This is a genomic window from Lentzea jiangxiensis (assembly GCF_900104175.1).
Lineage (GTDB): Bacteria > Actinomycetota > Actinomycetes > Mycobacteriales > Pseudonocardiaceae > Lentzea > Lentzea jiangxiensis.
In genome coordinates this window covers 196697-223114 of sequence record NZ_FNIX01000004.1, presented here as the reverse complement: position 1 = coordinate 223114, position 26418 = coordinate 196697, and the positions used below count along the sequence as shown (strand labels likewise).

Sequence of the window (26418 nt, the reverse complement as noted above, 5' to 3'; positions counted from 1 at the left end):
AAACACGACTTAGCACTCGGCTGAGTCGAGTGCCAAGAAGTGAGGCTGGGACTGGTGAGGCCCTCCGGGGTCGTCCGTCGCGGGCACCAACCTGGTCACTCGCACCGTGTTCCGCTGCGGGCTGTGCCGGCTCGCAGTGGCCCAGAAACCACAAAGGCGGAGGAACACACCGCAATGGCCAAGATGATTGCGTTCGACGAGGACGCCCGCCGCGGTCTCGAGCGGGGTATGAACACCCTCGCTGACGCCGTCAAGGTGACGCTCGGCCCGAAGGGCCGCAACGTCGTGCTCGAGAAGAAGTGGGGTGCGCCGACGATCACGAACGACGGCGTCTCCATCGCGAAGGAGATCGAGCTCGAGGACCCGTGGGAGAAGATCGGGGCCGAGCTCGTCAAGGAAGTTGCGAAGAAGACGGACGACGTCGCTGGTGACGGCACCACGACCGCGACCGTCCTCGCCCAGGCCCTGGTTCGCGAGGGTCTGCGCAACGTGGCCGCCGGCGCCAACCCGCTGGGCCTCAAGCGCGGCATCGAGCAGGCCGTCGAGGCCATCGCCGAGCAGCTGCTGAAGAACGCCAAGGAGATCGAGACGAAGGAGCAGATCGCTGCTACCGCGTCCATCTCCGCCGCTGACCCCACGATCGGCGAGCTCATCGCCGAGGCGATGGACAAGGTCGGCAAGGAAGGCGTCATCACCGTCGAGGAGAGCAACACCCTCGGTCTCGAGCTCGAGCTCACCGAAGGCATGCGCTTCGACAAGGGCTACATCTCCGGTTACTTCGTGACCGACCCCGAGCGCCAGGAAGCGGTCCTCGAGGACCCGTACATCCTGCTGTTCGGTTCCAAGATCTCCACGGTCAAGGACCTGCTCCCGCTGCTGGAGAAGGTCATGCAGGGCGGCAAGCCGCTGCTGATCATCTCCGAGGACGTCGAGGGCGAGGCCCTGGCCACGCTGGTCGTCAACAAGATCCGCGGCACCTTCAAGTCCGTCGCCGTCAAGGCCCCGGGCTTCGGTGACCGCCGCAAGGCCATCCTCCAGGACATCGCCACCCTCACCGGTGGCCAGGTCATCACCGAGGACGTCGGCCTGAAGCTGGAGAACGCCGACATCTCGCTGCTGGGCAAGGCCCGCAAGGTCGTCGTCACCAAGGACGAGACGACCATCGTCGAGGGCTCGGGCGACGCCGACCAGATCCAGGGTCGCGTCAACCAGATCCGCGCCGAGATCGAGAAGTCGGACTCCGACTACGACCGCGAGAAGCTCCAGGAGCGCCTCGCCAAGCTCGCCGGCGGCGTCGCCGTCATCAAGGCGGGCGCGGCCACCGAGGTCGAGCTCAAGGAGCGCAAGCACCGCATCGAGGACGCGGTGCGCAACGCCAAGGCCGCCGTCGAGGAGGGCATCGTCGCCGGTGGTGGCGTCGCGCTGCTCCAGGCCGCCGAGGCCGCCTTCGCGGGCCTGAAGCTCACGGGCGACGAGGCCACCGGTGCCAACATCGTCAAGGTCGCCGTCGAGGCTCCCCTCAAGCAGATCGCGATCAACGCCGGTCTCGAGGGTGGCGTCGTGGTCGAGCGCGTCAAGTCCCTCCCCGCGGGCGAGGGCCTGGACGCCGCGACCGGCGAGTACAAGGACCTGGTCGCCGCGGGCATCATCGACCCGGCCAAGGTGACCCGTTCCGCGCTGCAGAACGCCGCGTCCATCGCCGCGCTGTTCCTGACGACGGAAGCCGTCGTCGCGGACAAGCCGGAGAAGAACGCCGCGCCGGCCGCGCCGGACGCCGGCGGCATGGACTTCTGAGTCCTACCGCTCCGCTCCACCTCCAGGAGGCCCGGTTCGCTTCGGCGAGCCGGGCCTTTCGGCATGCCGGGGCTTTGGGTGAGCGAATGCGATGCTGTGGTCAGGGGTGCGCATGGCGTCGTTCGAAGAGGTGTCAGCCGAGCTGAGCCGGGTGGTCGCCAAGTCCGAAGAGGTGGCAGCGGCCCTGGAACAGGCCGGGCAGCTCGCTGACGAGGCCGTGCAGCTGTTGACGGCTGTCATGCGGGGAGCGGGTCAGCTCGAGGACGAGTTCGGCCGAGCAGTGCAGCAGTGGTCAGAAGCCGCCACGAGAGCCGCAGAGTTGTCCCAGGCCGTCACAGCGGTCCGGCAATGCGTCGAGAGTTACCGCAGGACTCTCGAAGTCGACCGGGCTTCGTCGAACGCGACAGGTCCCACGGCATCGGCTGGGCCGCCTTCGAGCCTCCCGCCGACAACGTGGATCGAGCGCCAGCGAGCTCAACTCCCGACCTACGTCACCAGCGGCTTCCATTGCGACGAGGAGGGGCACGGCGATCTCGTCCAGAGCGGAGCCGAGCCCAATGGTGAAGACAGAGCCATCGCCCAGCACCTGGTCGCCATCGGCCGGGTGCGCCCGCGGACGTTCCCGACCGCGGCCCAGCACGTGGAGATCAAAGTGGGGTGGCGCATGCGCATATCTGGTGTCCGGCGCGCCGAGGTGGTGGTGAACAACCGGCTCTGCGAGGGGCCGCTGTCCTGCTTCGAGCTGCTGCCTTTGTTGCTCCTGCCAGGGCAAACGCTGGTCGTGCACGATCCGGTAAGGTCCCACACGTTCCAGGGGAAAGGCACCCGGTGAGCTACACACTTGATGTCTGGTACTACCGAGACGACGACGTCGCCAGGCCTGCGAACGTTCCCGTGGCAGTCACCTCCAGCTCCGAGTTGCAGGAGCTGCTGGAGTACCTGCTGACGCACGAGCAACCGCATCCGCCGCAGATCGTCGCCCGTGAGCGTCCAAGGATCGGTCCGTACGACGAGCCGGACACCCTGATCAAAGTCGCCGTGGCGATTCCCGAGCGGCAGGGCGCACTGCTGTTCCTCAGCCCGCAGTCCTGGGATCCGCCGGCAGACGGGGACGACTCGACCGGCGTGTACGCCACTCGTGGGGACCAGCCAACGTTGGACTCGCCGACGTTGTACGTCGACACCGACACGAAGACGCCGTTTCCGCCGGATTCGGCACTGCCGATCGCCCGAATCCTCGCGGCACTGGAGGAGTTCCGTCAGACCGGAGAACGTCCGACCTGTGTGGACTGGCAGGAGTCGGACGTTTCCTGAGTGGCGAGCCAGCCATCACGACAACGGCAATGGCGAAGCCAAGGCGTGTGAACCAAGACGTGCCGGGCAACTGGTCACGAGGTGACCACAGCCCCAAGCGCAATCGTCGCGAAGCGGCGATGAATCGACCCGGCTCGGCACAGCCTCCAATCCACCTGCGCAACGCGACCGAAAGCACGGCAGGCGACCACCCCGCTGGAACATGAACTGGCCAACGCAAGCCGACCCGCCGCAATACCCCGGGACCCGATGAAGCCAAAAACTCAAAGCATGATCGTGGGCGTGACAGCGGTCCGCCCAGGCTCCCCGCGAGAATTCACCGAATGCACCAAAATCCGAGAAGGCGGCGTCGTGGTCGAGCTCGTCAAGTCCCTCCCCTCTGGCGAGGCTCTGGACGCCGCGACCGGCGAGTACAAGGCGCCACGGCTTCACCCCACAGCGTCCGGCCCGCCGCGCCTGCGAACAGCAGCCCGCCGCGGTGCGCACGTGGCTGGACGAGGACTGTCCGGCGATTGAGGCACCGGCGAAGGCCGAGGGCGCGGTGATCGCGTGGGTCGACCAGTGCGGGCTGCGCTCCGACACCGCAAGGCCGCTCGTGGGCCCCGAAGGGCCGTACGCCGATCGTGCGGGTGACCGGTAAGCGGCTGCGGGTCAACGTCATGTCCGCGGTCGCCTCACGCGGCGCGTTGTGGTTCACCGTGTTCACCGAGCGGTTCACCGCGGCCGTGTTCACCGCGTTTCTCGACCGTGTGGCCCGTCAGGCGGGTCGGAAGGTGCACGTCGTCGCCGACCGGCATCCGGTGCGTCGAAGCAAGGCGGTCCGTGCCTGGCTGAAGACCAACGCCGACCGGGTCGAGTTGCACCTGAGGCCCGGCTACAGCCCCGAGCTCAACCCCGGCGAGCTGCGGGGCGCCGACCTGAAACACAACGTCAACGCATCCCGCGCCCACAACGCCGACCGACTCGCCCACGAGACCCGACGCTTGCTACGTCGCCGCCAACGCCAGCCGCACATCGTCCGCAGCTACTTTCAAGCTCCGCACGTCCGCTACGCCATCATGCAGGCAACCGAGCACCTTCGGCTCAATAGGTATTCATCCGGAATTTCAGCGAATATGTCGGGACTTTCACCCCGCCTGGGCAGCGGTCGACCGTGGAACCGCGGTTTCGAGCGATCGAACGGACGACACGGATCGCATCTGTGAAGGCAGGTCCTTCTGAACAGCTGATCATTGGTGTTTGATCAAGGTCGAGCAGGGAAGCCGCAGTAACGGTAGAATCCGCGTCGAAGTCACGACTGAGGGCGATCTCCCGCTCCACCGAATTCCGGACCTCGGGAACACGGCACCATGTAAAATTCATCAGAATTTTCTACCGCAGTCCTGTCGTGGACACAAACAACGTCCGCAGTCAGGCGCAGCTCGAATCATTTTCGGCCAGCATGAACACCCCGTTCCGCCACCTGGAACGAGCGCTTGCTGAATCGTTTTGCAGTCACCACACTGCTTGAGTGCAAGTCGTTGATTTCGCGTCGTGGAGGACCCTGCGGTGACAGTTGTGATCGAGAAGTACATGTCCATGTACCCATTTTCGGTCAAAGAGGGGGTTGAAACAGCCGAAAGGATGCTCAGTCACCGCTACCCCCACGAAAAGTCGATCATCACCGGCGAGCTCCTCGCCCTGATCTTCATCTGCGGGAAGCCGGAGTTCAGGCTGAACGAGCTGGTGTTCGGGCCCGACAAGAAGATGGACCACGTCAACTCGTGGCTTCTTGAGAAACTGACCGAACTGAAGGGCCTCGGCTGCAACGACAGGCTGCTGGCCAGCGTGTACCAAAACTTCTGGGTCAGATCAGAAGGGAAGATGTTCAGAGAGGTTGAGTCCCTCGGCAAAACCAGGGACCTGGACGTCGCGGATTGGGTTCGGGCGCGAACCGGGTTCCCCGGACTCTTCTACACGATGTGCTTGGCCGTGATGGACATCGACGAACCCGAGCCGATTCTCGCTGCTACCTACGAGAAGATGGTGGTGTTCATCGACGACATCAATGACATCGCTTCGATGGTCAGGGACCGCCGAGACGGAGTGCTGAACTCGCTGGAACTCACAGAGAGCCCGCACTCCAGGACGCTGAGTGCCATCGCTGATATTTTCTGCGTAATCCAGAGGTTCAATCCCGACGTGGTCGAAAAGATTGCCCTCTTCATGATGGACTACATCTACCTGCACCTCGACAGCCCGCGATACAAGGACATGGGGCCATCGGACAGGAAGATCTGCGAGAGCTGGATTGCGCTGCTCGAGGGGTACTTGGCCAGCTACAAACTGACTCAGAAAGAACTCGCATAGCCTGACACGTGAGCGTCACGCCAGCCGATGACGACCTGGTGATCGCCTCAGCGTCCGTTTCCGAGCTTGATCGGGGTGTGGGCCTTTGGTGCGCAGACGAGGAACTCCTGGTAGATCGGACGTTGTCGAAGCGCCGTTCCACCAGGAGTTCCGTTGTCATCGTGCCCGATTCCCGCGGGCGGGTCCACCGCGGGAGCCCTCTGCTGTCGCCTGGTCGTCTCCCACCCGCCCACCGTGCGGACGGCCCGGTATCCCACCGATGTCACCGACGCCCAGTGGGCCGTGCTCGACCCGCTGCTACCTGATCCGGCGTGTCTGGCCGGTCGGGTGGGCGGTGGGAGAAGCACTGTCGCCGGGTGATCGTGGAAGCGATCCTCTACGTGGTCGACAACGGCATCAAGTGGCGGGCACTTCCGGCCGACTTTCCACCCTGGCCGGCGTCTACAAGCGTTTCGCCGCCTGGGAGAAGGTCGGCGTCACACAGCTGCCGCCGGACGCGTTGCGTGACCGGGTCCGGCTGGCGCAGGGGCGGGTGGCGGCGCCGTCGGCGGCAGTCATGGACTCGCAGTCGGTGTGCGCCGCGGAGACCGTGGGCCGGGCCACGCGGGGGTTGGGACGGCGGGAAGAAGGTCGCGGGCCGCAAGCGCCACATCGCCGTGGACACGATGGGTTTGTTGCTGGCGGTGCTGGTGACGCCGGCGTCGACGCAGGACCGGGTCGCCGCCCGCAGCCTGCTGCGGCGGATGCGCACCACCGCTGGCGGCCGGGTGGCGTTGGTGTGGGCCGACGGCGGCTACACCGCCTCTTCGTGTCCGAGGCTGGCCGCATCGAGTCCTACGAGCTGACCTGGCAAGCGTTGATGACCAGTGCGTTGTCGCCGCAGGAATCCGTCAAGCTGCTCGATACTGTTGCCAAGCAACTGTGTGACGGCAAGACGAGGAGGTACGGGCATGATCCCGGACCTGGGTACGGCGACCTGGCGCAAGTCGAGTCGCTCTGGCGGCAACGGAGGCCAGTGCGTCGAGCTGGCCCTAATCGGTGAGCACGGCGCCGCGCGTGACAGCAAGAATCCCGAAGGAGATGTGCTGATCTTCGGAGAGAACGCGTTGGCCTTCTTCCTCAACGCGACCAAGACCGGCCGTTTCTGACGGCCGGCCACACGACGGGCGGCAGCGGCTTCAGCTGCCGCCTTTCGCCGCATCGACCCATGAAATCCCCAGAACCCCAGAAAGCTCAAAGCATGATCGTGGGCGTGACAACGGTCCGCCCGGGCTCCCCGCGAGAATTCACCAAATGCACCAGGATCTGCGTGGTCCCGGCCGGGACGTCGGGCAGGACGAACCGCCCCCCGTCATCGGCCTGGGTGCAGGACGACTGGTGATCGGCGACCCGGACCTCGACCGTGTGCTCCCCGGCCGGCACCAGCCACCCGTCGATCCGGTGCCGCGACCCGGTGGACGTGAAGTTCACCATCAGCGTCAGGTTGTCCACGGTGAACGTGATCGTGCCGGTCTGCCCCCCGCGCACCCCGGCGAACGACCCGGCCCGCTCCCAGCGCGCCACCTCGACGTCGAGCGACTCTAGGGCGATCGCGAACTTCACGCGGTCCACCAGGTCGGCGGGTGGCGGGTCCAGTTCGTCGACGAGCCTGTTCAGTTCGGAGAGGACTGCGGTGTCCTCGGGGCCCCTGCGGTCGTCGCGCGGGTCGATCTCGTTCACCGCGATCCTCCTTCCGTCTCCAGGTAGTTGCGCAGCAGTGTCAGGCACCGTCCCCTGGTCGGACCGATGCTGCCGTGGGGCATGGCCAGCGCCTCGGCCACCGCTCGGTACTCCGCGCGGCCCGCGAGCACGGTGAGCCGGAGCAGTTCCTGGCACCTCGTGGTCAGGCGGCCGAACGCGAGCCACAGGCGGCGGTCGCGGTCGTCCATCAGCGTCACGTCCTCCGGCAGGCCGGTGTCGGACTCGAGCTGTTCGGCGTACTCGTCGGACAGGTGCGTTTCACGCTTGTTGGGTGTCCAGGTTCGGCGCGCTTCACGCCTCGTCGTGACCACCAGGTAGCCGACCAGGGCTTTTGGCTCGTTGATGTTCTCGATGTTCTTCAAGAACGCGAGCCACACGGTCTGCACGACGTCTTCGGCGGCGGACTTGTCGAGACCCTGGCCCCGTGCGACGTGCCAGAGCAGCGGGGTCAGCTCGGTCACGAGGACGTCCAGCGCGTGGCGGTTGCCCTCACGTGCGGCGGCCACGCAGACCGCATGACGTTCGGTGCCTTCAAGCCCGTCCCACGGCGGACGGTCATCCGCCGTGTGCAGCTCGTCCATGCAGCACCTCCGATCGGCCGCCCTGTCAGCGCCGTCCGCCAACTCATGAAGGGCTAACTGGGCGGTAGATACGAAGTTCACTCGGATGGAGCAGTATCACCGCCCAACAAGCCTCATCTTCCTCCGTGCATGCCAACGGCCCGTGATTCCCCCTCCGCATCACGGGCCGCCGGTGTGGAAGCCGCGCCGGCCGGCACCCCTCGAACCGACCGACGCGGGCTCCGCGCCTGGATCACTCGCTCAACTCAGAAGAGCGGAACTCAGGCGAGCAGATACACGCCTCTGACGCGCGGAACGGCGAAAGCGCTCCCGATTCGCGAAAGCACATGCGCTGCACCGTTATGGTCCAGACCATGCCGATTCTCGAAGTGATCGCACTGAACGCGCAGGACGCCGAGGCCGCCCAGGCCGGAGGCGCCGACCGGCTCGAACTGGTCGCCGACATGGCCTCAGACGGGCTCACGCCGTCCGTCGCCACGTTCCGGGAGGTGCGGCGCGCCGTCGACCTCCCCGTCCGCGTGATGCTGAGGGACGCCGAGGGGTTCGCGCCGGGCGACCTCGGGCAGCTGCGGCGGCGGGCGGCGGAGCTCCGCGAGGCGGGCGCGACGGAGTTCGTGCTCGGCTTCCTCGACGCCGAGGGGGAGGTCGACGAGGGCGTCACCCTCGGCCTCGTCGCGGAGTTGGAGGGGTGTGCCTGGACGTTCCACCGCGCGCTCGACAACTCCAACGACGTCTTCCGCTCCTGGGAGGTCGTCCGGGGGCTCGGCTGCGACACCGTCCTCGCCGCGGGCAGTGCGAAAGGCGTGGAGGACGGGATCGAGAACCTGAAGAACCTCGTCGCGCAGGCGCCTCCGGCACTGCTCGTCGGCGGCGGTCTCCAGGCCCGGCACGTCCCGGAACTGCTGGTGGCGGGCGTGGACGGCTTCCACGTCGGCAGTGCGGTGCGTCCGCGCGGGTGGGATTCGCCCGTCGACAGCGCGTCCGTCCGGGAATGGGTCGATCGTCTGGTCTAGACCCTTGACCGCGTCCGTTCTACAGTCACGTTGCTTCCTGTGAAATGGCTGTTGCACTACATGCAATACGGAGGGCGCGATGAGGCTGAAGACACTCGTGGCCGTGCTGGGCGTGGGCGCGGTGGTCGCCTGCGCTCCGGTGCAGTCCGGACCGAAGAACTCCGGCACCGACGAGCAGACCGGCCAGGTGCGGGTCTGGCTGTTCGACGAGGTGAACCGGGGTCCCAAGGAAGCGGTCGTCAAGGAGGCGATCTCCGAGTTCCAGGGCAAGCACAGCGGCGTGACCGTCGACGTGCAGTACATCCAGGTGTCGAGCAGGGCCGAGCGCTTCAAGGCGGCCTTCAGCGACCCGAAGAGCGCGCCGGACGTCGCCGAGTTCGGCAACACCGACCTCGCGGGCTACGTCTCCGCGGGCGGCTTCTCCGAGCTCGACCTGAGCGGGTGGACCGAGTCGAAGGACCTCGTCCCCACGATCCTCGACACGGCCAAGGTCGACGGGAAGACCTACGGCGTGCCGTGGTTCGTCGGCGTCCGCGCGCTCTACTACCGCACCGACGTGTTCTCCGAGCTCGGCCTCAAACCCCCCACGTCGCTCGACGAGATCGCGCCGCTGGCGCGGGAGATCCGGCAGCGCAAGCCCGAGCTGATCGGCATCTCCGCCGGCGGCAAGTACCTGTTCGCCGCCCTGCCGTTCATCTGGGCCAACGGCGGCGACCTCGCCAAGTCCGACGGCGGCAAGTTCACCGCCGCGATCGACAGCCCGCAGGCCAGGGCCGGTGTCGCGAAGTACGCCGAGCTGATCAAGGACGACATCTGCCCGCCCGCCGCCTGCGCGGGCAACGGTGGTGACGCGAGCGTCGAGGCGTTCCGCGCCGGCAAGGCCGCGATGACCATCGGCGGCGACTTCAACCGCAAGTCCGTCGACGCCAGCAGCGCGGCCGGCAAGTACGCCGTCGTGCCGCTGCCCGGCAAGGACAAGGGTTCGGTCGCGCCCGCGTTCGCCGGCGGCAACCTGCTCGGCGTCCTGAAGGGCACGCAGCGCAAGACGCTCGCCACCGAGTTCACGCAGCTGCTCGCGTCGAAGAAGTACCAGCAGAAGATGTACGCGGCGATGGGCAACCTGCCGACGTTCAGCGACGTGCAGAAGCAGGTCGCCGACTCCGACAAGTTCCTGGAGCCGTTCACGAAGACGCTGCAGTCCGGCACGAAGTTCGTCCCCGTCACGCCGGCGTGGGCGAAGATCGAGGCGCAGGCCGTGGTGCCGACGATGCTGCAAGAGGTCGTGACCGGCGCGAAGAACGTCGACACGGCCACCGCCGACGCCGCCAAGACGATGAACGCGGCCTTCACGTCGTGAGCATGACCGCCAAAGGCCAGGGGCGGACCGCGTTCGCCTACCTGGCTCCAGCGCTGCTGGTCCTCGCAGGCCTGCTGGCCTACCCGATCTACCAGCTGGTGCTCATCTCGCTCTACGACTACGGCCAGGAACAGGTGAGCGGCGGGGCGCCGCTCGAGTTCCTCGGTCTCGGGAACTACCAGGAGCTGCTGGGGAACCAGCAGTTCTGGGGTGTGCTCGGGCAGACCGTCGCCTTCGCGGCGGTCTGCGTGGTCGGCACGTTGCTGGTGGGCGCGTTCCTCGCGATCCTCGCGACGAGGGTCCGCACCTGGGTCCGGATGACGTTGTTCCTGGCGGCTCTCGGCGCGTGGTCCACGCCCGCGGTCGCCGGCTCGACGATCTGGCTCTTCCTGTTCGACGCGAACTTCGGGTTCGTGAACGAGGTCCTGGGCATCCAGGGCTTCTCCTGGACGTTCGACAAGTGGACGGCGTTCGGGCTCGTCGCCGCACAGGTGATCTGGTGCTCGTTCCCGTTCGTCATGGTGACGCTGTACGCGGGCATCAAGGCGATCCCGGGCGAGGTGCTGGAGGCCGCGGCGCTGGACGGCGCCTCGGCGTTCCGCACGGCGTGGAGCGTCACCCTGCCGCTGCTGCGGCCGATCATCCTCGTGGTGACGATCCAGTCGATCATCTGGGACTTCAAGGTCTTCACGCAGATCTACGTGATGACAGGAGGTGGCGGCATCGCCGGACGCAACCTCGTGCTCAACGTCTACGCCTACCAGCAGGCGTTCGCGGCGTCCGAGTACGGCCTGGGCGCGGCCATCGGTGTCGTGATGACCGTGCTGCTGCTGGGCATCACGATGTTCTACCTCCGCGCGCTGCGGCGGTCGGGGGAGGTCCTGTGAGGCGCTGGATCACCGAGTCGTTCGTCCTCGTCGTCGCCGCCGTGGTGGCGTTCCCGCTGTTCTGGATGGTGCTGAGCGCGTTCAAGCCGGAGGACGAGATCATCTCGGCCGACCCGGTGCCGTGGACGACGCGGCCGACGCTCGACAGCTTCACCCGTGCGCTCACGGTCGCGAACTTCGGGCGCTATTTCATGAACAGCATCATCGTCGCGTTGATCGTGGTCGCCCTGAGCATCCTGATCTCGTTCCTCGCGGCGACCGCGCTGACCCGGTTCCGGTTCCGCAGCCGCACGACGTTGCTGGTCATGCTGCTGGTAGTGCAGATGGTGCCGGTCGAGGCGTTGACCGTGCCGCTGTTCTTCCTGATGCGGTCGGTGGGTGACAGCGTTCCGGTCTTCGGCCTGAACCACCTCGGCTCGCTCGTGCTGGTGCACCTCGCGTTCAGCCTGCCGTTCGCGATCTGGATGCTGCGGGGCTTCGTCGCCGCGGTGCCGGTGGAACTGGAGGAGGCCGCCACCCTGGACGGCGCCTCGCGGTTCCGCTTCCTGTGGCAGGTGCTGTTCCCGCTCGTCGCGCCCGGCCTGGTGGCGACGAGCGTGCTGTCGTTCATCCACGCCTGGAACGACTTCCTGTTCGCCAAGACGTTCATCATCTCGGCCGTGGAGAACCAGACCCTGCCGCTGGCTCTCCAGGTGTTCGTCAAACCCGACCAGAACGATTGGGGCGCGATCATGGCGGGCTCCACCCTGATGACCATCCCTGTGCTCATCTTCTTCGTGCTCGTGCAACGCCGGCTCGTGTCCGGTCTCGCGGGGGCGGTGAAGGGATGAACCTGCTGCCACGCCCGGTGTCCTACGTGGACGGTGGACGGCTCTGCGAGTACAAGGGCTGGGAGACCGTCCTCGTGGACGGACCGCCCGGCGGCTACCGGCTGCTCTCGTCCGACGAAGGCGTGCTCATCGAGGCCAACGACGCGGCCGGCGAGATGAACGCGCTGCAGACCCTGCGCCAGCTGCTCGGGGCCCGGGCGTTCCGGGCGGCGGGGGAGAAGCCCCGGTTCATCCCGGCGTGCGAGGTCGTCGACCACCCGCGGTTCCCCTGGCGCGGCGTCATGCTCGACGTCGCGCGGCACTTCCTGCCCAAGCGGGAGGTGCTGCGCTGGGTCGAGCTGCTGTCCGTGCACAAGCTCAACGTCCTGCACCTGCACCTCACCGACGACCAGGGCTGGCGCTTCGAGTGCAAGCGCTACCCGAAGCTCACCGAGGTCGGGTCGTGGCGGGAGGACTCGCGGTTCGGCGACCGGCGCTCCGGTGGGCTGGAAGGCCGTCCGCACGGCGGTTTCTACACGCAGGACGACCTGCGGGAGATCGTCGAGTACGCGCGGGCGCGGCACGTCGCGGTGGTGCCGGAGATCGACGTCCCCGGCCACTCGCAGGCGGCGATCGCGGCCTACCCGGAGCTGGGCGTGCACGGCGGTGGCGTCTGGACCGACTGGGGCGTCAACGAACGCGTGCTCAACACCAAAGAGTCCACAGTGGACTTCTACCGGAACGTGTTCGACGAGCTGATGGCCGTCTTCCCCGGCGAGTTCATCGGGCTCGGCGGCGACGAGGCACCCGGTCACGAGGACGGCGTGCTGGTCAGGGCCATCGCGGAGCACATCGCGGGCAAGGGCCGGCGGCCGTACGGGTGGGACGAGGTCCTGGACGCCCGCCCGCTGCCGAAGGGCACGGTGGTCGCGTCCTGGCGCGGTGTGGAGGGCGGCGTCACGGCGCTGCGCGAGGGCCACGACGTGGTGATGTGCCCCGAACAGCACGTCTACCTGGACTACCGGCAGTCGGAGTCGTCCGACGAGCCGATCCCGGTCGGGACGGTGACGACGCTGGAGGACGTCCACGCGTGGGAGCCGGTGCCGGCGGAGGTCACGGGAACCGAGCCCGGACGGCTGCTGGGCGCGCAGGCGAACATCTGGACCGAGCACCTCGACTCGGCCCGGCGGGTGGACTACGCGGCGTTCCCGAGGCTGGCCGCGTTCGCCGAGGTCATGTGGTCCCCGGCGGAGAAGGATCCCGGTTTCGTGCAGCGGCTGCGGGAGCACCACCTGCCGCGTCTCGACGCCTTGGGGGTGGAGTACCGGCCCCTGGACGGACCCCACCCCTGGCAACGGCTGCCCGGTGTTCCCGGGTTTCCGCGCTGATCACACGGCCGGCTCTTCCTCGGGCATGAGGATCCAGGCGGCGACGTAGAGGACGGCTCCGGTGCCGAACCCGAGCAGCGTCGCCGCCACCAGGACGATCCGCAGGATCGCGGCGTCGACACCGATCATCTTGGCGACGCCGCCGCAGACACCGGCGAGCATCTTGTCGCTGCGACTGCGACGGAGCTTCTTGACCTGGTAGCTGGCTTCGTTGAGCACGTTGTTCGTCATGTACCGAGAATCGCGATTTCCACGCTCGGGCACATCGGTGACCACCCCGAACCCGACCCTGATCCCGGGTCGGAGGACCGGGGGTCAGTCGAGGCAGAACTCGTTGCCCTCGACGTCCTGCATCACGATGCAGGACTCGTTCTGCTCGTCGGCCTCCATCACGCGCACCAGCGTCGCGCCGATCGCTTCGAGCCGGGCGCGTTCGGCCTGCAACGCCGCCAGCCGCTCCGCACCGACGAGCCCCGTGCCCGCCCGGACGCAGACGTGCACCCGGTTCTTCACGACCTTGCTCTCGGGAACCCGCTGGAAGTAGAAGCGCGGGCCCTCGCCGGTCGGATCGGCGACGGCCGACCACGAGCCGTCGCTCTCCGGCGGAGCGTCGTAGCCCAGCACCTGGCTCCAGAACTCCGCGACCCGCACGGGTTCCGCGCAGTCGAACGTGACTTGGACCTTCTTGATCGACCCCATCCCCCGAGGCTAGCCGTACCCTGACCTTCGTGGAGTCCCCCGAGGGGCCGAGGCCGCGCCGCGTGAGCCATGAGGTCATCCGGGGCGACCCGCACGCGGGCAAAGAGGGCTACCGGCCGGTCCGGCGGGGTGTGCGGGCGGCGCTCCCGCACGTCGACACGATGGACGCGGGCCACGGCGTGCACGCCTTGGAAGAACTGCCGAAGGAGGTGCGCCGTGCGTGATGTCCTCTACGACCTCGCCGAGCGGGTGGCGAACGGCGAGACGGTCGGCGTCGGCACGGTGGTCGCGACCTTCAGCTCGGCGCCCCGGCCGGCGGGCGCGGCGATGCTCGTGACGCAGGACGGCGAGGTGGTCGGCAGCGTGTCCGGCGGCTGCGTCGAGGGCGCCGTCTACGACCTCGCGCAGGCGACCGGGGGGCCTGTGCTGCAGCGGTACGGCGTGAGCGACGACGACGCGTTCGCGGTCGGGCTGACCTGTGGCGGGATCATCGACATCTTCGTCGAGAAGATCAACGCCGAGACCTTCCCACAGCTGGGCGAGGTCGTGGAGACGGTGCGCGCCGAGGAACCGGTCGCCGTGGCGACGGTGGTCGAGCACCCGGACGGCGTCGGCCGGCGCATGGTCGTCTGGCCGGACCGCCGTGCCGGCACTCTCGGCAGCGCACGGATCGACGACGCCGTCACCGACGACGCGCGCGGCATGCTGGCCTCGGGACGCAGCGGCGTGCTCCGGTACGGACCGGACGGCCAGCGGCGTGGCGAGGGCATGAGCGTCTTCGTGAACTCGTTCGAACCGCCGCCGCGCATGCTCGTGTTCGGAGCGATCGACTTCGCCGCCGCGATGGCCCGGCTCGGCGCGTTCCTCGGCTACCGCGTGACGGTGTGCGACGCACGGCCGGTCTTCGCGACGCGCAGCCGTTTCCCCGAGGCGGACGAGGTCGTCGTGGACTGGCCACATCGGTACCTGCGGCGCGAAGCGGCCAAGCTCGACGAACGCTCGGTGATCGCGGTGCTGACGCACGACCCGAAGTTCGACGTGCCGCTGCTGGAGGTCGCGTTGCGGCTCAAGGTCGGCTACATCGGCGCGATGGGGTCGCGCCGCACGCACGAGGACCGCCTGCAACGCCTGCGGGAAGCGGGCCTGACCGAGTCGGAGCTGGCCGCGCTGGCCTCGCCGATCGGACTGGACCTCGGCGCGCGGACTCCCGAGGAGACGGCGGTGTCGATCGCCGCCGAGATCATCTCCTTGCGGTGGAAGGGAACCGGCAGGCGCCTGGTCGAACTGGGAGAACCGATCCACCGCTGATCGGGTTGTCGATCCCGCGAACAGGCAGGAGGCCGGGACGGCCCTCGTCACCAGACCTCACGAGCACCGGCAGGCCGGCCCGACTCGGTCGCGGCCTGATCTCCGAGGTCAGCGGCAGGCTCGTCGGCCAGTTCGCGGAATGCCTGGCGAGCACGCCGGGATCCGTGGATCCTGACGAGGTGGCGCAACAGCAGCATCTCCGAGTCGTACCCGACGAGCCGATCGACCTGATCGACACGGCAGGCGTTCCGGTGTTGAAGCGCGTGCTGCCCGTTGCGGCCGCTGTGCTGGCCGTCGCGCTGTTAGTGGTCCTGCGACGCAGGCGGCAGCGCTGAGCCGTGCGACCCGGTGGCCCGCCCTGGTGCTGGTCACCGGGTTCGTGCTGTCCGGGTGCACCGGTTCCCCGGTCGTGGGCACCTCCGAGCCGGCCCCGTCGCCGACCTCCTCCGGCCCGCCCCCGGCGCGGTCGTTCGTGCTGACCGCGGGCGGTGACGTGCTCATCCACCCGGCGCTGACCGAGCAGGCCGTCGCCGACGGAGGCGCGGCCGGACGCGACTTCCTGCCGTTGTTCTCGGGGATCGAGGAAGCGCTGAAGGCCGACCTCTCGCTCTGCCACCTCGAGGTGCCGCTCGGCACCAAGGAGGGCCCGTTCTTCGGCTACCCCGCGTTCCTGGCGCCGCCCGAGGTGGCGAAGGGCCTGGTCGACGTGGGCTACGACTCGTGCTCGACCGCCTCGAACCACACGCTCGACCGCGGTGTCGCGGCCATCACGACGACCCTGGACGCGATGGACGCCGTCGGCCTCAAGCACACCGGCTCGTTCCGCACGCAGGAGGAGTCCACGGCGCCGCTGATCCTCGACGCGGGCGGCGTGAAGGTGGCCCAGCTGTCGTTCACCTACGGCTTCAACGGCATCCCGTTGCCCCAGCCGTGGCGCGCGAACCAGATCAACGCCGCGAAGATCCTCGCCGACGCCCGCGCCGCGCGTGCCGCCGGCGCCGAGGTCGTCGTGCTGTCCGTGCAGTGGGGCAACGAGTACCAGCACGAGGCGACTGCGGACCAGAAGGCCCTGGCCCGCCAGCTGCTCGCCGACCCCGCGCTCGACCTGATCATCGGCACGCACGTGCACGTCGTGCAGCCGTTCGAGAAGATCGGCTCCAAGTGGGTCGCCTACGGCCTGGGCAACGAGGTCGCCCGGCACGCCGAACCCCGCGGCGTGACCGAGGAAGGCGTGATCGCGCGCTTCAAGTTCGAGCAGGGACCGTCGGGCTGGTCCGTCGTCGAGGCCTCCTACACCCCGACGCTGGTCGAGCTGGGGCCGCCGATCCGGCTCGTCGACCTCACCAGGGTGCCCGCGACCGAGCGGCGCACCCAGGCGGTCAACCGGACCGAGGGCATCGTGTTCAGCATGGGCGCCGACGACCAGGGACTCACCCGGCGCAAGCCCTGACCCGGTTGAACCGCTCCACCCACACCGGGTCGCCCGTCTCGAACTCGGCGATCCGGTCGGGCTTCGGCGCCTGGCGCAGCACGGGCAGGAAGCCGTTCACCGGCGTGAGCGACTCGCTCGTGACGTCGCCGTCGAGCAGTTGCACCGTCGCGAGCCCGCACGCGTAGTCGAGGGCCGGCAACGCCGCCGCCAGCGCGACCCCCGCCGCCATGCCGACCGACGTCTCCAGCGCCGACGACACCACGCACGGCAGCCCGCACGCCTCGGCCACCTCCAGCGCCCTGCGGACCCCGCCGAGCGGCGCCACCTTGATCACCGCGATGTCCGCGGCTCCCGACACGGCCACCTTCAGCGGGTCGCCGGCCTTGCGGATCGACTCGTCGGCGGCGATCGGGACGCCGGCCTTCCTGCGGACCGCCGCCAGCTCGTCCAGCGTCCGGCACGGCTGCTCCACGTACTGGAGACCTCCGGCGGCCCGGTTCATGGCCTTGATCGCCGTGACGGCCGTGTCGACGTCCCACATCATGTTCGCGTCGACCCGGACCGCCCCCTGCGGCCCGAGCGCGTCCCGCACCGCTTCGAGCCGAGCGCAGTCCTCCGCGAGCGTGGACTCGGCGACCTTCACCTTGGCCGTGGAGCACCCGGAGCGCTTCACGATCTCGTGCGCCCTCTCCGGGCTGACGACGGGCACGGTGCAGTTGACGGGAACGCGGTCGCGCACCGGCGCCGGCCAGCCCTCGTCCGCGGCCTCCAGCGCACACGCGAGCCAGGCGGAAGCCTCCTCGTCCCCGTACTCCTCGAACGGGCAGAACTCGCCCCACCCGGCCGGACCTTCGAACAGCAGACCGGTGCGCCGGGTGATGCCGCGGAACCGGGCGCGCAGCGGGACGGAGTAGACGTGCACGGCCCGATTCAAGCGCACCTCCGCAGCTCCAGCGAACTCCCACCCCCGCGCAGGTTGACGCTGCCGACCGGCTGCAGGCCCAGCACCGTGCACACGATCTGCTGGACGGCGGTGCCGCTGAGCTGCGACACGTCCGTCGAGAGGTTCACGTCGAGCCCGTTGGTGATGCGGTCGATGGTGGCCGGTGCCGCGTCGAACGGGACCTCGGTGCCGAGACCGAGGCTCTGCTCGGCCGCTGTCGGGCCCTGGGCGAGCAGGGCGATGACGTCGAAGCCGCTGAGGCTGCCCCGGGGACGGCTGGCGGGGACCACCGTGCCGCCGGGCGACGCCCAGTAGAGCGACGGGGTGGTGTTCTCGACCGGGCCGCTCGGGGCCTGGAGGCCGGGGATGGGGTCGGTGGGGCGGATGCCGCAGGCGGTGAGGAGGGCGAGCGCGACCAGGCCGAGTCCGTGCAGCCGACGGCGCTTCACGACCCACCACCCAGCGGCAGCCGCAACGTGAACGAGGCCCCGCCCCCTGGCCGGTTCGCCGCCTCCAGCGTCCCCCCGTGCAGCCGCGCGTTCTCCCAGGCGATCGCCAGCCCGAGCCCCGACCCCTCCGACCGCCCGCGCGCCGAGTCCGCCTTGAAGAACCGCGCGAACACGTGCGGCAGGACCTCCGCGGGCAGCCCCGGCCCGCCGTCGGCGACCTCGATCACCAGGGAGGACTCCGACACCGACAGCGCCAGCGACACCGGTGGCGAGCCGTGCCGCAGGGCGTTGCCGACCAGGTTCGCCACGATCACGTCGAGGCGTCGCGGGTCCAGTCGCGCCCGCACGCCGGTGGGCAGCGTCGTCCTCACCTCGAAGCCGCGCATCCGCAGGCAGGCGCGCACGACCTCGGCCACGTCGACGTCGTCCAGCGCCAGGGCCGCCGTGCCCGAGTCGAACCTCGTCACCTCGATCAGGTCGTTGACCAGGCGCGTCAGGTTCAGCGTCTCGCGGTTCACCAGCCGCGCCGCCTGGCCGGCCACGCCCGGCAGCGACGCCGTCTCGGCGTCCAGGACGTCGGTCACGGCGGTCATCGCGGCGAGAGGGGTCCTCAGTTCGTGGGACACGTCGGCGACGAACCGCCGTGCGTCCGCCTCCATCCGCCGCAGCTCCAGGACGTGGTGCTCCAGCGAGGAAGCGGTGCTGTTGAAGGTCGACGCCACGGACGCCAGCTCGTCGCGGCCGCGCACCGGCACGCGGGCGGACAGCTCCCCCTGGCCGAGCCTCCACGCCGCCAGCCGCAGTTCGCGCACCGGGCGCAGGACGCCGCGGGCCGCCAGCAGGCCCAGGGCCAGGGCCAGGACCAGCACGGCGCCGCCGATGAGCCACGCGTTGCGGGCCAGCTCGCCGACGAACGCGATCTCCGGCGTGAACGGCCTCAGCACGTACACCTCGATGCCCGACGTGCCGCCGCCCGTCACCCGCAGCTGCATGCCGACGACGAGCCACACGCTGTCCGCGTACGACACGCGCTGCCAGCCGACGCGTCCGGACGCCACCAGGGCCCGCAGCTCGGTCGTGATCGCGGACGGGTCCATGCCGCCCGCGGAGAACCCGTTGCCGTACGCCAACGCCGAGCCCTCGCGGCCGGAGACCCGTGCGGCGACGCGTTCCAGGGTCGCGGCGTCCACCGGTCGCGCGGGCAGCGGGTAGAGCTGCTCGACGCGGTTCGTGGTCTCGATGACGGCGTTGTCCTGAGCTCGCTGCACGATGGCGTCGCGCGCCCGCACGTACCCGGCACCGGCCACGGCCGCGGAGGTCACGACGGTCAGGAAGGCGAACGCGAGCAGCAGCCGCAGGCGGAGCGTCACAGCGGTCCGAACCGGTAGCCGAAGCCCCGCACGGTCTGGACGTAGCGCGGCGCGGCCGGGTCGTCCTCCAGCTTCGAGCGCAGCCGCTGCACGCAGGCGTCGACCAGCCGCGAGTCGCCGAGGTAGCCCTGGTCCCACACGGACTGCAGCAGCTGTTGCCGCGACATCACGCGGCCCGGCGACGAGGACAGCTCCAGCAGCAGCCGCAGTTCCGTCGGCGCCAGCGACACCGGTTGCCCGAGCCGCGTCACGACGAGACCGTCGCGGTCGATCGTCAGGTCGCCGTGGCGTTCGGCGACGACCTCGGTGGACGAGGCGGTCGACCGCCGCAGCACGGCGCGGATGCGGGCCTCCAGCACGCGGGCCTGGGCGGGCTTGGCCACGTAGTCGTCCGCGCCCGCCTCCAAGCCGGCCACGACGTCGATGTCGTCGTTGCGCGCGGTCAGCATGATGATCGGCAGGTCACCGGCGGCGCGGATGCGGCGGCACACCTCGAACCCGTCCACGCCCGGCAGCATCAGGTCGAGCACCACGACGTCGGGCGTGGCGGTGCGCAGCAGCTCGAGCCCTTCCTCGCCCGTGCGCACCGCTTCGACGGTGTGCCCCTGGTAGGTCAGGGCGAGCGACAGCCCCTCGCGGACCGCCTCGTCGTCCTCGATCAGCAGTACGCGCGGCATGCCCTCCAGCCTTCCCGACTCCTCTCATGAGGACGTTCTTGCCGCGTCATCGTTGCGTAACGACCGCTGGGACGCAGTGGCGGCGATCTAGTCGAGAGCGGCGGTGTGGCGCAGCTGCTCCGGCGTCGGGTCCGCGACCAGGACGCGCAGCGCGGCCGCGAACTGGTCGAAGCGCCGGTCGAAGTCGGCCAGCTCGCGCGAGGGCTCCGCGACCAGCGCCGCCCTGCCCGCCCTGGGCACGGCGGCCGCCAGCGCGTCGCGCAGCGGCTGGGCCCGGCGCAACGCCACGAGCAGCGTCCACAGCCGTTGCCCGACCAGCGCCACCTGCACCGGGTCTCCGGTCACGCGCAGGAAGTCGGACCGCACGGCCGTGGCGCGGCGGCGTTGCGAGGGGCAGGTGAAGTCGTCGGACCGGACCACGTCGGTGTCCGGAGCGGAGCGGGCCAGCGACTCCTCCGACCGGAACCGCCGCGAAGGCGCGGTCCCGGCCGGGTTCCACATCCACCAGGAGGTCATCCGACGAGGTCGTCCGCGTCGACGATCTTGTAGGCGTAGCCCTGCTCGGCGAGGAACCGCTGCCGGTGGGCGGCGTACTCGGTGTCGAGGGTGTCGCGCGAGACGACCGAGTAGAAGTGCGCCTGCCGGCCGTCGCCCTTGGGCCGCAGCAACCGGCCGAGGCGCTGCGCCTCCTCCTGCCGGGACCCGAACGTGCCGGACACCTGCACGGCGACGGACGCCTCGGGCAGGTCGATGGAGAAGTTCGCGACCTTGGAGACCACCAGGGTGCGGAGCTCGCCCCTGCGGAACCTGTCGAAGAGCTCCTCGCGCTCCTTGTTCTTCGTCGACCCCTTGATCACCGGAGCCCCCAGCTCCTCGCCCAGCTCGTCGAGCTGGTCCAGGTAGGCGCCGATCACCAGCGCCGGCTCGCCGGGGTGCTGCTCCAGCACCCGCCGGACCACCGGGAGCTTCGTCCGCGCGGTCGAGCAGAGCTTGTAGCGCTCCTCGGGCTCGGCCGTCGCGTACAGCAGCCGCTCGTTGTCGGTCAGCGTCACGCGGACCTCGGTGCACTCGGCGGGCGCGATCCAGCCCTGCGCCTCGATGTCGCGCCACGGCACGTCGTAGCGCTTCGGCCCGATCAACGAGAAGACGTCGCCCTCCTGGCCGTCCTCGCGCACCAGCGTCGCGGTCAGCCCGAGCCGCCTGCGGCTCTGCAGGTCCGCCGTCATCCGGAAGACCGGCGCCGGCAGCAGGTGGACCTCGTCGTAGACGATCAGGCCCCAGTCGCGGGAGTCGAACAGCTCCAGGTGCTTGTACTCGCCCTTCGACTTGCGGGTGATCACCTGGTAGGTCGCGATCGTGACCGGCCGGATCTCCTTGCGCTCGCCCGAGTACTCGCCGATCTCCTCCTCGGTGAGCGACGTGCGCGCGATCAGCTCGCGCTTCCACTGCCGCCCGGCCACCGTGTTCGTGACCAGGATCAGCGTGGTCGCCTGCGCCTCGGCCATCGCCGCCGCGCCGACCAGCGTCTTGCCGGCGCCGCAGGGCAGCACGACCACGCCGCTGCCGCCCGCCCAGAACGCCTGCGCCGCGAGCCGCTGGTAGTCGCGCAGCTTCCAGCCCGCCTCGTCCAGCTCGATCGGGTGCGCCTCGCCGTCGACGTACCCGGCCTCGTCCTCGGCGGGCCAGCCGACCTTGAGCAGCAGCTGCTTGAGCCGCCCGCGCTCGCTCGCGTGCACGACGACCGTGTCGTCGTCGATCCGCGCGCCGAACATCGGCGCGATCTTCTTGTTGCGCAGCACCTCTTCGAGCACCGCGCGGTCGTTGGAGTGCAGGACCAGCCCGTGGGCGGGGTTGTTGGCCAGCACGAGCCGCCCGAAGCGGCTCATGGTGTCGACCACGTCCACCAGCAGCGGCTGCGGCACCGGGTAGCGGCTGAACCGCACCAGCGCGTCCACCACCTGCTCGGCGTCGTGCCCGGCCGCGCGCGCGTTCCACAGCGCCAGCGGCGTCACCCGGTAGGTGTGCACGTGCTCCGGTGCCCGCTCCAGCTCGGCGAACGGCGCGATGGACGTGCGCGCTTCGTCGGCGAGCGGGTGGTCGACCTCGAGGAGCAGCGTCTTGTCCGACTGGACGATCAAAGGGCCATCGGTCACGCCCCCCAGTCTCCCTGACGACGCCAAATGTGCTCGACCTGCGTCAACTGGTGACGACAGGTGTGAGCCGACACACCGAGCCCACACGACGTGTCGTACGTTCTGGCCCATGAGCACCGAGTCGACTGATCCCGTCGAGCCGCCGGCCGCGGTGGCGCCGGCTCCCGAAGAGGCCGGGACCGACGAGTCGCCCAAGAAGAACTGGCTGAAGTTCGCCATCGTCGGCCTGCTGGCCGTCGTGCTGGTCGGCGGTGGCGTGTGGGCGCTCACGTCGCTGGGCGGCGTCAAGGTCGGCGACTGCGTCAGCGCCTCGCCGAAGGACGTCGACAAGCCCGACGGCGAGTGGAACATCTCGTCGCAGGGCTGCGGCGACACCGCCGCCACCCACCGGGTGGCCGCCCTGCTGGGCAACGCCGAGGACCAGTGCCCGGCCGAAGGCATCTACGAGCAGATGCAGGCCGACGGCGGCAAGTCGATGTGCCTCATGCCGAACCTCGCCGAGGGCAACTGCTACACGTCGAGCGACGACGGCGCCTTCAAGAAGGAAGCCTGCACCACCGAGTCGCCGGTGAAGATCGTGAAGAAGGTCGACGGCCTGCCCGAGGAGGGCTCGGTGTGCCCCGAGGGGTCGAGCGAGCTGCGGTTCAGCGAGCCGGCGTCGGTCTACTGCATGGGCGTGCACGAAGGGTCCTGACCGGGCCAACTCGTAGGACGCCGATGCCCGGGCCATGACGAAGGTCGGCCCGGGCATCGGCGGCGTCCTCGCGCTCGCTCTGCCTCATGCCGGACTTCGCCGAGGGCTCCTGCTGCGGCCAGGACTCCGACACCGGCATCGCGGCGGTCGACTGCGCGACGGAGGACTCGGTCGAGGTCGCCGAGGTGATCGGCGCTGCCACCGTCCGAAGTGAACCCTGGGGGTGCAGCGCGCTTGCGTCCCGATCAGTCGTTGCGCAGGTGTCTGCCGTGGCGTGCGAACCCTTGTCGCGGAGCCATCTCCGTCGGCCAGGTGGACTGACCTTCCAAAGTGGAACGCGCCTGCTGCGACGCACGTGATCCAAGCGGCCGTAACGTTTCCGTAAAGCCCGAGCGGTTTCCCGCTCCACATGGCACTGTCTGCTCCGGCTGTGTCGGGGGGCATGGGCCATCTGGGGTAATTCGGAAATGAGAGAACCGCATGAGCACGACTGAGTCCGCTTCGCCCGCGACCGCGCCGGAGCCCATCCAGGAGCCCGCGCCGAAGAAGTCGAGCATCGGCAAGCGGATCCTGACCTACGTCGTCGGCCTGCTCGTCGCCGTTGGCGCGATCTACGCGTTCAACTACCTCTCCAGCGACGTCGCCCAGGCGAAGGCCGGTGACTGCGCCGTCATCACCGGCACGTCGACCAGCCCGGAGTACAAGCCGGTCGACTGCGGTGCCGCCGAGGCGAACTACGTGGTCGCCAAGGCCGGTGGCACGAGCGAGGTCTGCGGCACGGACTACGACGAGTACACCCAGACGCAGCGCCGCGGCCCGAAGACGAAGCTCTGCCTCGCGCCGGTCCTGCTCGAGGGCAAGTGCTACGGCGACAACGTCGGCGGCGTCGGCGCCAAGGTCGTCGAGTGCACCGGGTCGGCCGCCTTCAAGGTGACCAAGGTCGTCAAGGACGCCGCCGCACCGCAGTGCCCCGAGGCCGAGGAAGCGCGGTCGTTCCCCGAGGCGAAGATCCACTACTGCGTCGGCGCTCCCGCGTAGCAGGTACCACCTCGGCGAAACCGGAGTCGTGATCCACGGCTCCGGTTTCGCCGTCTTCCGCGCCACCCGTCGGAGAGGAAACCCAGTGACCGACCCCAACCACCCGCAGCAGCCGGGGCAGCCCTACGGCCCGCCTCCCGGTGGCCAGCCGCAGCAGCCGTACGGCCAGCCGAACCCGTACGGGCAGCCGCCCCAGCAGGGGTACCCGTACGCCCAGCCGGGCCAGCCCGGCCCGATGCCCGGCCAGCCCGGTGACCCGTACGGCCAGCCGAACCCCTACGGCCCTCCGCCCGGTCACATGCCCGGTCAGCCCCTGGGCCAGCCGATGCCGTACGGCCCGCCGCCGAAGAAGAGCGGTGCCGGCAAGGTCATCGGCTCGCTCGTCGGCATCGTCGTGCTGGTCGGCGGCGTCCTGCTGGTGAGGGCCCTGCTGAGCGGCGGCATCGGCGAGCCGTCGGCCAAGGCGGGCGACTGCGCGAGCGTCACGGGCACCACGATCAGCCCGAAGTACAAGAAGGTCGACTGCGGCGCGCCCGAGGCGAACTACATCATCGCCAAGTCCATGAAGTCGACGTCGGAGGCGTGCCCGAGCGACGACTACGCCGAGTACACCGAGTCCGGCCGGCGCACGTCGTCGTTGAAGCTCTGCCTGGTGGAGAAGCTCGAAGAGGGCAAGTGCTACCAGGAGGAGATGGTCAAGATCAACATGGAGGGCATGAAGGTCATCGACTGCTCCAAGGGCGGCAACGAGTTCTCCGTCCAGAAGTCGATGAAGGTCGAGAAGGTCGTGAAGGCCGCCACCGCGGACTGCGGTGAGGCCACGGCGGTCTCCTACACCGAGCCTTCGCCGGGCATCACGTACTGCGTCTCGCCGCTCGGCGGTCAGTGACCTCAGGAGCGTTGCGGCCGGTGCCCGTGCCGTGACGGAAGTGCTCACGCGCGGCACGCGGTGACAGGCCGAGAAAAGGCGGACCGGGAAAGGCGGAACGAGAAAAGGCGGACCGGAGTACCGGCCCGCCTTTTCTCGTTCCGCTGAGGGCTAGCTCGTGGTGCCCGGCGGCAGCAGCTGCTGCACGTCGAGACGGCCCGACAGCACGTCCTCGGTGTCCATCATGTCGGCGACGCGCTGGAGCCGGATCGGGTTCAGCGACAGCGGGAACGTGCCCACGGACACGAGGGCCGCGGTCGGCTGGTCGACGTCGGCGTAGCTGGTCAGCGAGTCCTGGACGGCCAGCTTGTTGGCCTGCGCGCGCTGCTGGGCGTCGCGCAGCACGTCCCGGAACACCTTCATCGTCTTCGGGTTCGCCTCGGCGAACTTCTTCGACGACGCGTAGCCGGACATCGGGAAGTCCAGCGTCGGGCCGCGGGCGGTGTCGGTGACGATCTTCGCGCCGATCTTGCGCTGCGCCTTCGTGATGAACGGTTCGATCATGAAGGCCGCGTCCACCTGGCCGGACGTCAGCGCGTTCTCCATGTCCGCGAACGGCATCGAGGAGAACTTGATCTTCTGCTTCTCGACCGCGGCGGTGTCCAGCACGGCACGCGTCGTCAGTGCGCCGATGTCGGTCTCGTTGTTCACGGCGATGCGCGGGCTGGTCTTCTTGCCCGGGTCGTCGTAGTCCGAGGTCGCGGCCGTGACCAGCGCCATCGAGTTCGGACCGGCCTGGTAGGCCTCACCCTGCAGCTGCAGTTCGGTGCCCTCGGCGACGGCGCGGAAGAGGCTGACGTGCGTGGCCCACGTGATGTCGAGCGTGGTGTCCAGCTGCTTGATGGCGTCGGTCTCGCTGGGCTGCGTGACCAGGTTGACCTGCAGGCCGGCCTTCTCGAACAGCTTCTCGTTCAGCGCGATCCGCAGCGGGGCCACGTCGACCACCGGCAGCACGCCGATGCGCAGGACGTTGCGCTCCATGTCCGCGGTGCCGCCGTTCGACGAACTTCCGAACAGGCCGCAGCTCGCGGTCAGAACACACGTGATGAGCACTGCGGCAAGCCGCAGAGCTTTGGCTCGGGTAGCCATGGCACCTCTCGCCGGTAGGCCTTGAGTAGCATCGAATTGATCAGTGAGGGTCGCCACAGACCAGGTCGTCCACAGCCCCAACAGGGCGTTCGGACGGAGGTGCAGTGTGCCGACAACCGGGGATGTTAACCACCTGAACGTATGAAACGACACCCCGTCTCGATACGGTGAGTGCTTCTGGAGACTTCCCCAGAGCCGGGGGTGACCATTACGCTCCCCGCCGGGTGGCACAGGTTGTTGTCGACCGACGTGTCTTCAGACGGGGTAGGGGCGCCTCACCGGGCGAACCACCTCTGTGCTGCAATTCGGCCCGTTTGACGAGTCCATGCTCGGTCCTGGGGAGAGACCGGGACACTGCTGCCGGAAGAGGAAGCCCAGAGTGGCCCGACGTGAGAGAGGTCCCAGC

The 26418-nt window shown here is 69.1% G+C and carries 30 protein-coding genes and 1 pseudogene; 20 read left to right on the top strand and 11 right to left on the bottom strand.

Annotation, left to right across the window (positions count from 1 at the left end):
* The first annotated feature begins 174 nt into the window (after positions 1-174).
* From groL to BLQ91_RS15010, 8 genes and pseudogenes are all read left to right on the top strand, one after another.
* Positions 175-1794, top strand: a complete 1620-nt coding sequence (gene groL, locus BLQ91_RS15045) for a chaperonin GroEL (RefSeq protein WP_090097450.1) — start codon at positions 175-177, stop codon at positions 1792-1794.
* 112 nt (positions 1795-1906) lie between these two features.
* The gene (locus BLQ91_RS15040) at positions 1907-2626 is read left to right on the top strand and encodes a DddA-like double-stranded DNA deaminase toxin (protein ID WP_176959761.1); all 720 of its coding nucleotides are present in this window, start codon (positions 1907-1909) and stop codon (positions 2624-2626) included.
* Entirely contained in the window at positions 2623-3108 is a 486-nt protein-coding gene (locus BLQ91_RS41340) for an Imm1 family immunity protein (RefSeq protein WP_342670641.1), read from the top strand. The genes BLQ91_RS15040 and BLQ91_RS41340 overlap by 4 nt, the downstream gene beginning before the upstream one ends.
* A gap of 379 nt (positions 3109-3487) precedes the next feature.
* Positions 3488-3748, top strand: a complete 261-nt coding sequence (locus BLQ91_RS43765) for a winged helix-turn-helix domain-containing protein (protein WP_090097447.1) — start codon at positions 3488-3490, stop codon at positions 3746-3748.
* Positions 3699-4313: pseudogene (locus BLQ91_RS15025) on the top strand (IS630 family transposase); the annotation flags it as partial. The gene BLQ91_RS43765 and the pseudogene BLQ91_RS15025, both read left to right, overlap by 50 nt.
* 343 nt (positions 4314-4656) lie before the next feature.
* Positions 4657-5457, top strand: a complete 801-nt coding sequence (locus BLQ91_RS15020) for a hypothetical protein (protein WP_143022657.1) — start codon at positions 4657-4659, stop codon at positions 5455-5457.
* 311 nt (positions 5458-5768) lie between these two features.
* The gene (locus BLQ91_RS43615) at positions 5769-6302 is read left to right on the top strand and encodes a transposase (protein ID WP_090097444.1); all 534 of its coding nucleotides are present in this window, start codon (positions 5769-5771) and stop codon (positions 6300-6302) included.
* 105 nt (positions 6303-6407) lie between these two features.
* Positions 6408-6605 carry a DUF397 domain-containing protein gene (locus tag BLQ91_RS15010; protein WP_090097443.1) on the top strand — a complete coding sequence of 66 codons (198 nt, stop codon included), beginning with the start codon at positions 6408-6410 and terminating at the stop codon, positions 6603-6605.
* 85 nt (positions 6606-6690) lie between these two features.
* Here the strand turns inward: BLQ91_RS15010 and BLQ91_RS15005 are convergent, their stop codons facing one another.
* Positions 6691-7167 (bottom strand): carboxypeptidase regulatory-like domain-containing protein, encoded by a 477-nt coding sequence (locus tag BLQ91_RS15005; protein WP_374237089.1) that lies wholly within the window; start codon positions 7165-7167, stop codon positions 6691-6693.
* A 5-nt stretch (positions 7168-7172) separates the two neighbouring features.
* Positions 7173-7778, bottom strand: a complete 606-nt coding sequence (locus BLQ91_RS15000) for an RNA polymerase sigma factor (protein WP_090097441.1) — start codon at positions 7776-7778, stop codon at positions 7173-7175.
* 341 nt (positions 7779-8119) lie between these two features.
* Here BLQ91_RS15000 and BLQ91_RS14995 point away from each other — a divergent pair, with 341 nt between their 5' ends.
* The 5 genes from BLQ91_RS14995 (at position 8120) to BLQ91_RS14975 (ending at position 13232) form a co-directional block, all read left to right on the top strand.
* Entirely contained in the window at positions 8120-8791 is a 672-nt protein-coding gene (locus BLQ91_RS14995; RefSeq protein WP_090097440.1) for a copper homeostasis protein CutC, read from the top strand.
* 79 nt (positions 8792-8870) lie between these two features.
* Positions 8871-10148 (top strand): extracellular solute-binding protein, encoded by a 1278-nt coding sequence (locus tag BLQ91_RS14990; RefSeq protein WP_090097439.1) that lies wholly within the window; start codon positions 8871-8873, stop codon positions 10146-10148.
* Positions 10149-10150: 2 nt separating this feature from the next.
* On the top strand, positions 10151-11035 hold the full coding sequence (locus BLQ91_RS14985; RefSeq protein ID WP_090097438.1) for a carbohydrate ABC transporter permease: 885 nt from the start codon (positions 10151-10153) through the stop codon (positions 11033-11035).
* On the top strand, positions 11032-11865 hold the full coding sequence (locus tag BLQ91_RS14980) for a carbohydrate ABC transporter permease (protein WP_245733432.1): 834 nt from the start codon (positions 11032-11034) through the stop codon (positions 11863-11865). Before BLQ91_RS14985 ends, BLQ91_RS14980 begins: the two co-directional genes overlap by 4 nt.
* The gene (locus tag BLQ91_RS14975; protein WP_090097437.1) at positions 11862-13232 is read left to right on the top strand and encodes a beta-N-acetylhexosaminidase; all 1371 of its coding nucleotides are present in this window, start codon (positions 11862-11864) and stop codon (positions 13230-13232) included. The genes BLQ91_RS14980 and BLQ91_RS14975 overlap by 4 nt, the downstream gene beginning before the upstream one ends.
* Here BLQ91_RS14975 and BLQ91_RS14970 read toward each other — a convergent pair whose 3' ends face one another.
* Complete coding sequence (locus BLQ91_RS14970) at positions 13233-13463, bottom strand: PspC domain-containing protein (protein ID WP_090097436.1); 231 nt, start codon at positions 13461-13463, stop codon at positions 13233-13235.
* 84 nt (positions 13464-13547) lie between these two features.
* A complete protein-coding gene (locus BLQ91_RS14965) occupies positions 13548-13931 on the bottom strand; it encodes a VOC family protein (RefSeq protein ID WP_090097435.1) in 384 nt (127 codons plus the stop codon).
* A gap of 29 nt (positions 13932-13960) precedes the next feature.
* On the opposite strand from BLQ91_RS14965, the gene BLQ91_RS40290 reads away from it, so the two are divergent.
* The 4 genes from BLQ91_RS40290 (at position 13961) to BLQ91_RS14955 (ending at position 16689) form a co-directional block, all read left to right on the top strand.
* Positions 13961-14155, top strand: a complete 195-nt coding sequence (locus BLQ91_RS40290; RefSeq protein ID WP_143022656.1) for a hypothetical protein — start codon at positions 13961-13963, stop codon at positions 14153-14155.
* A complete protein-coding gene (locus BLQ91_RS14960; RefSeq protein WP_090097434.1) occupies positions 14148-15239 on the top strand; it encodes an XdhC family protein in 1092 nt (363 codons plus the stop codon). The genes BLQ91_RS40290 and BLQ91_RS14960 overlap by 8 nt, the downstream gene beginning before the upstream one ends.
* Before the next feature lie 179 nt (positions 15240-15418).
* On the top strand, positions 15419-15574 hold the full coding sequence (locus BLQ91_RS41330; RefSeq protein WP_176959758.1) for a hypothetical protein: 156 nt from the start codon (positions 15419-15421) through the stop codon (positions 15572-15574).
* Positions 15575-15600: 26 nt separating this feature from the next.
* Positions 15601-16689 carry a CapA family protein gene (locus BLQ91_RS14955; RefSeq protein WP_342670640.1) on the top strand — a complete coding sequence of 363 codons (1089 nt, stop codon included), beginning with the start codon at positions 15601-15603 and terminating at the stop codon, positions 16687-16689.
* On the opposite strand, the gene BLQ91_RS14950 is transcribed toward BLQ91_RS14955, so the two are convergent.
* The 6 genes from BLQ91_RS14950 to BLQ91_RS14925 all read right to left on the bottom strand — a co-directional run bounded on the left by BLQ91_RS14950 (position 16670) and on the right by BLQ91_RS14925 (position 22263).
* Positions 16670-17593, bottom strand: coding sequence for an o-succinylbenzoate synthase (locus tag BLQ91_RS14950; protein ID WP_090097432.1), 924 nt, complete (start codon positions 17591-17593; stop codon positions 16670-16672). The two genes, BLQ91_RS14955 and BLQ91_RS14950, sit on opposite strands and share 20 nt — an antisense overlap.
* Before the next feature lie 8 nt (positions 17594-17601).
* Entirely contained in the window at positions 17602-18063 is a 462-nt protein-coding gene (locus BLQ91_RS14945; protein ID WP_090097431.1) for a GerMN domain-containing protein, read from the bottom strand.
* Positions 18060-19433: a sensor histidine kinase gene (locus BLQ91_RS14940; protein WP_176959757.1), complete on the bottom strand. Its 1374-nt coding sequence runs from the start codon at positions 19431-19433 to the stop codon at positions 18060-18062. The genes BLQ91_RS14945 and BLQ91_RS14940 overlap by 4 nt, the downstream gene beginning before the upstream one ends.
* Positions 19430-20110, bottom strand: coding sequence for a response regulator transcription factor (locus BLQ91_RS14935; RefSeq protein ID WP_090097430.1), 681 nt, complete (start codon positions 20108-20110; stop codon positions 19430-19432). Before BLQ91_RS14935 ends, BLQ91_RS14940 begins: the two co-directional genes overlap by 4 nt.
* 87 nt (positions 20111-20197) lie before the next feature.
* Positions 20198-20626 (bottom strand): hypothetical protein, encoded by a 429-nt coding sequence (locus BLQ91_RS14930; protein ID WP_090097429.1) that lies wholly within the window; start codon positions 20624-20626, stop codon positions 20198-20200.
* On the bottom strand, positions 20623-22263 hold the full coding sequence (locus BLQ91_RS14925; protein WP_090097428.1) for a DNA repair helicase XPB: 1641 nt from the start codon (positions 22261-22263) through the stop codon (positions 20623-20625). Before BLQ91_RS14925 ends, BLQ91_RS14930 begins: the two co-directional genes overlap by 4 nt.
* A 109-nt stretch (positions 22264-22372) precedes the next feature.
* On the opposite strand from BLQ91_RS14925, the gene BLQ91_RS14920 reads away from it, so the two are divergent.
* From BLQ91_RS14920 to BLQ91_RS14910, 3 genes are all read left to right on the top strand, one after another.
* Complete coding sequence (locus tag BLQ91_RS14920; protein WP_090097427.1) at positions 22373-22957, top strand: hypothetical protein; 585 nt, start codon at positions 22373-22375, stop codon at positions 22955-22957.
* Between the two features lie 480 nt (positions 22958-23437).
* Positions 23438-23995, top strand: a complete 558-nt coding sequence (locus BLQ91_RS14915) for an LppU/SCO3897 family protein (protein ID WP_090097426.1) — start codon at positions 23438-23440, stop codon at positions 23993-23995.
* An 85-nt stretch (positions 23996-24080) separates the two neighbouring features.
* Entirely contained in the window at positions 24081-24884 is an 804-nt protein-coding gene (locus BLQ91_RS14910; RefSeq protein WP_090097425.1) for an LppU/SCO3897 family protein, read from the top strand.
* 150 nt (positions 24885-25034) lie between these two features.
* Here the strand turns inward: BLQ91_RS14910 and BLQ91_RS14905 are convergent, their stop codons facing one another.
* Complete coding sequence (locus BLQ91_RS14905) at positions 25035-26012, bottom strand: ABC transporter substrate-binding protein (RefSeq protein WP_090097424.1); 978 nt, start codon at positions 26010-26012, stop codon at positions 25035-25037.
* Positions 26013-26418: the final 406 nt, after the last annotated feature.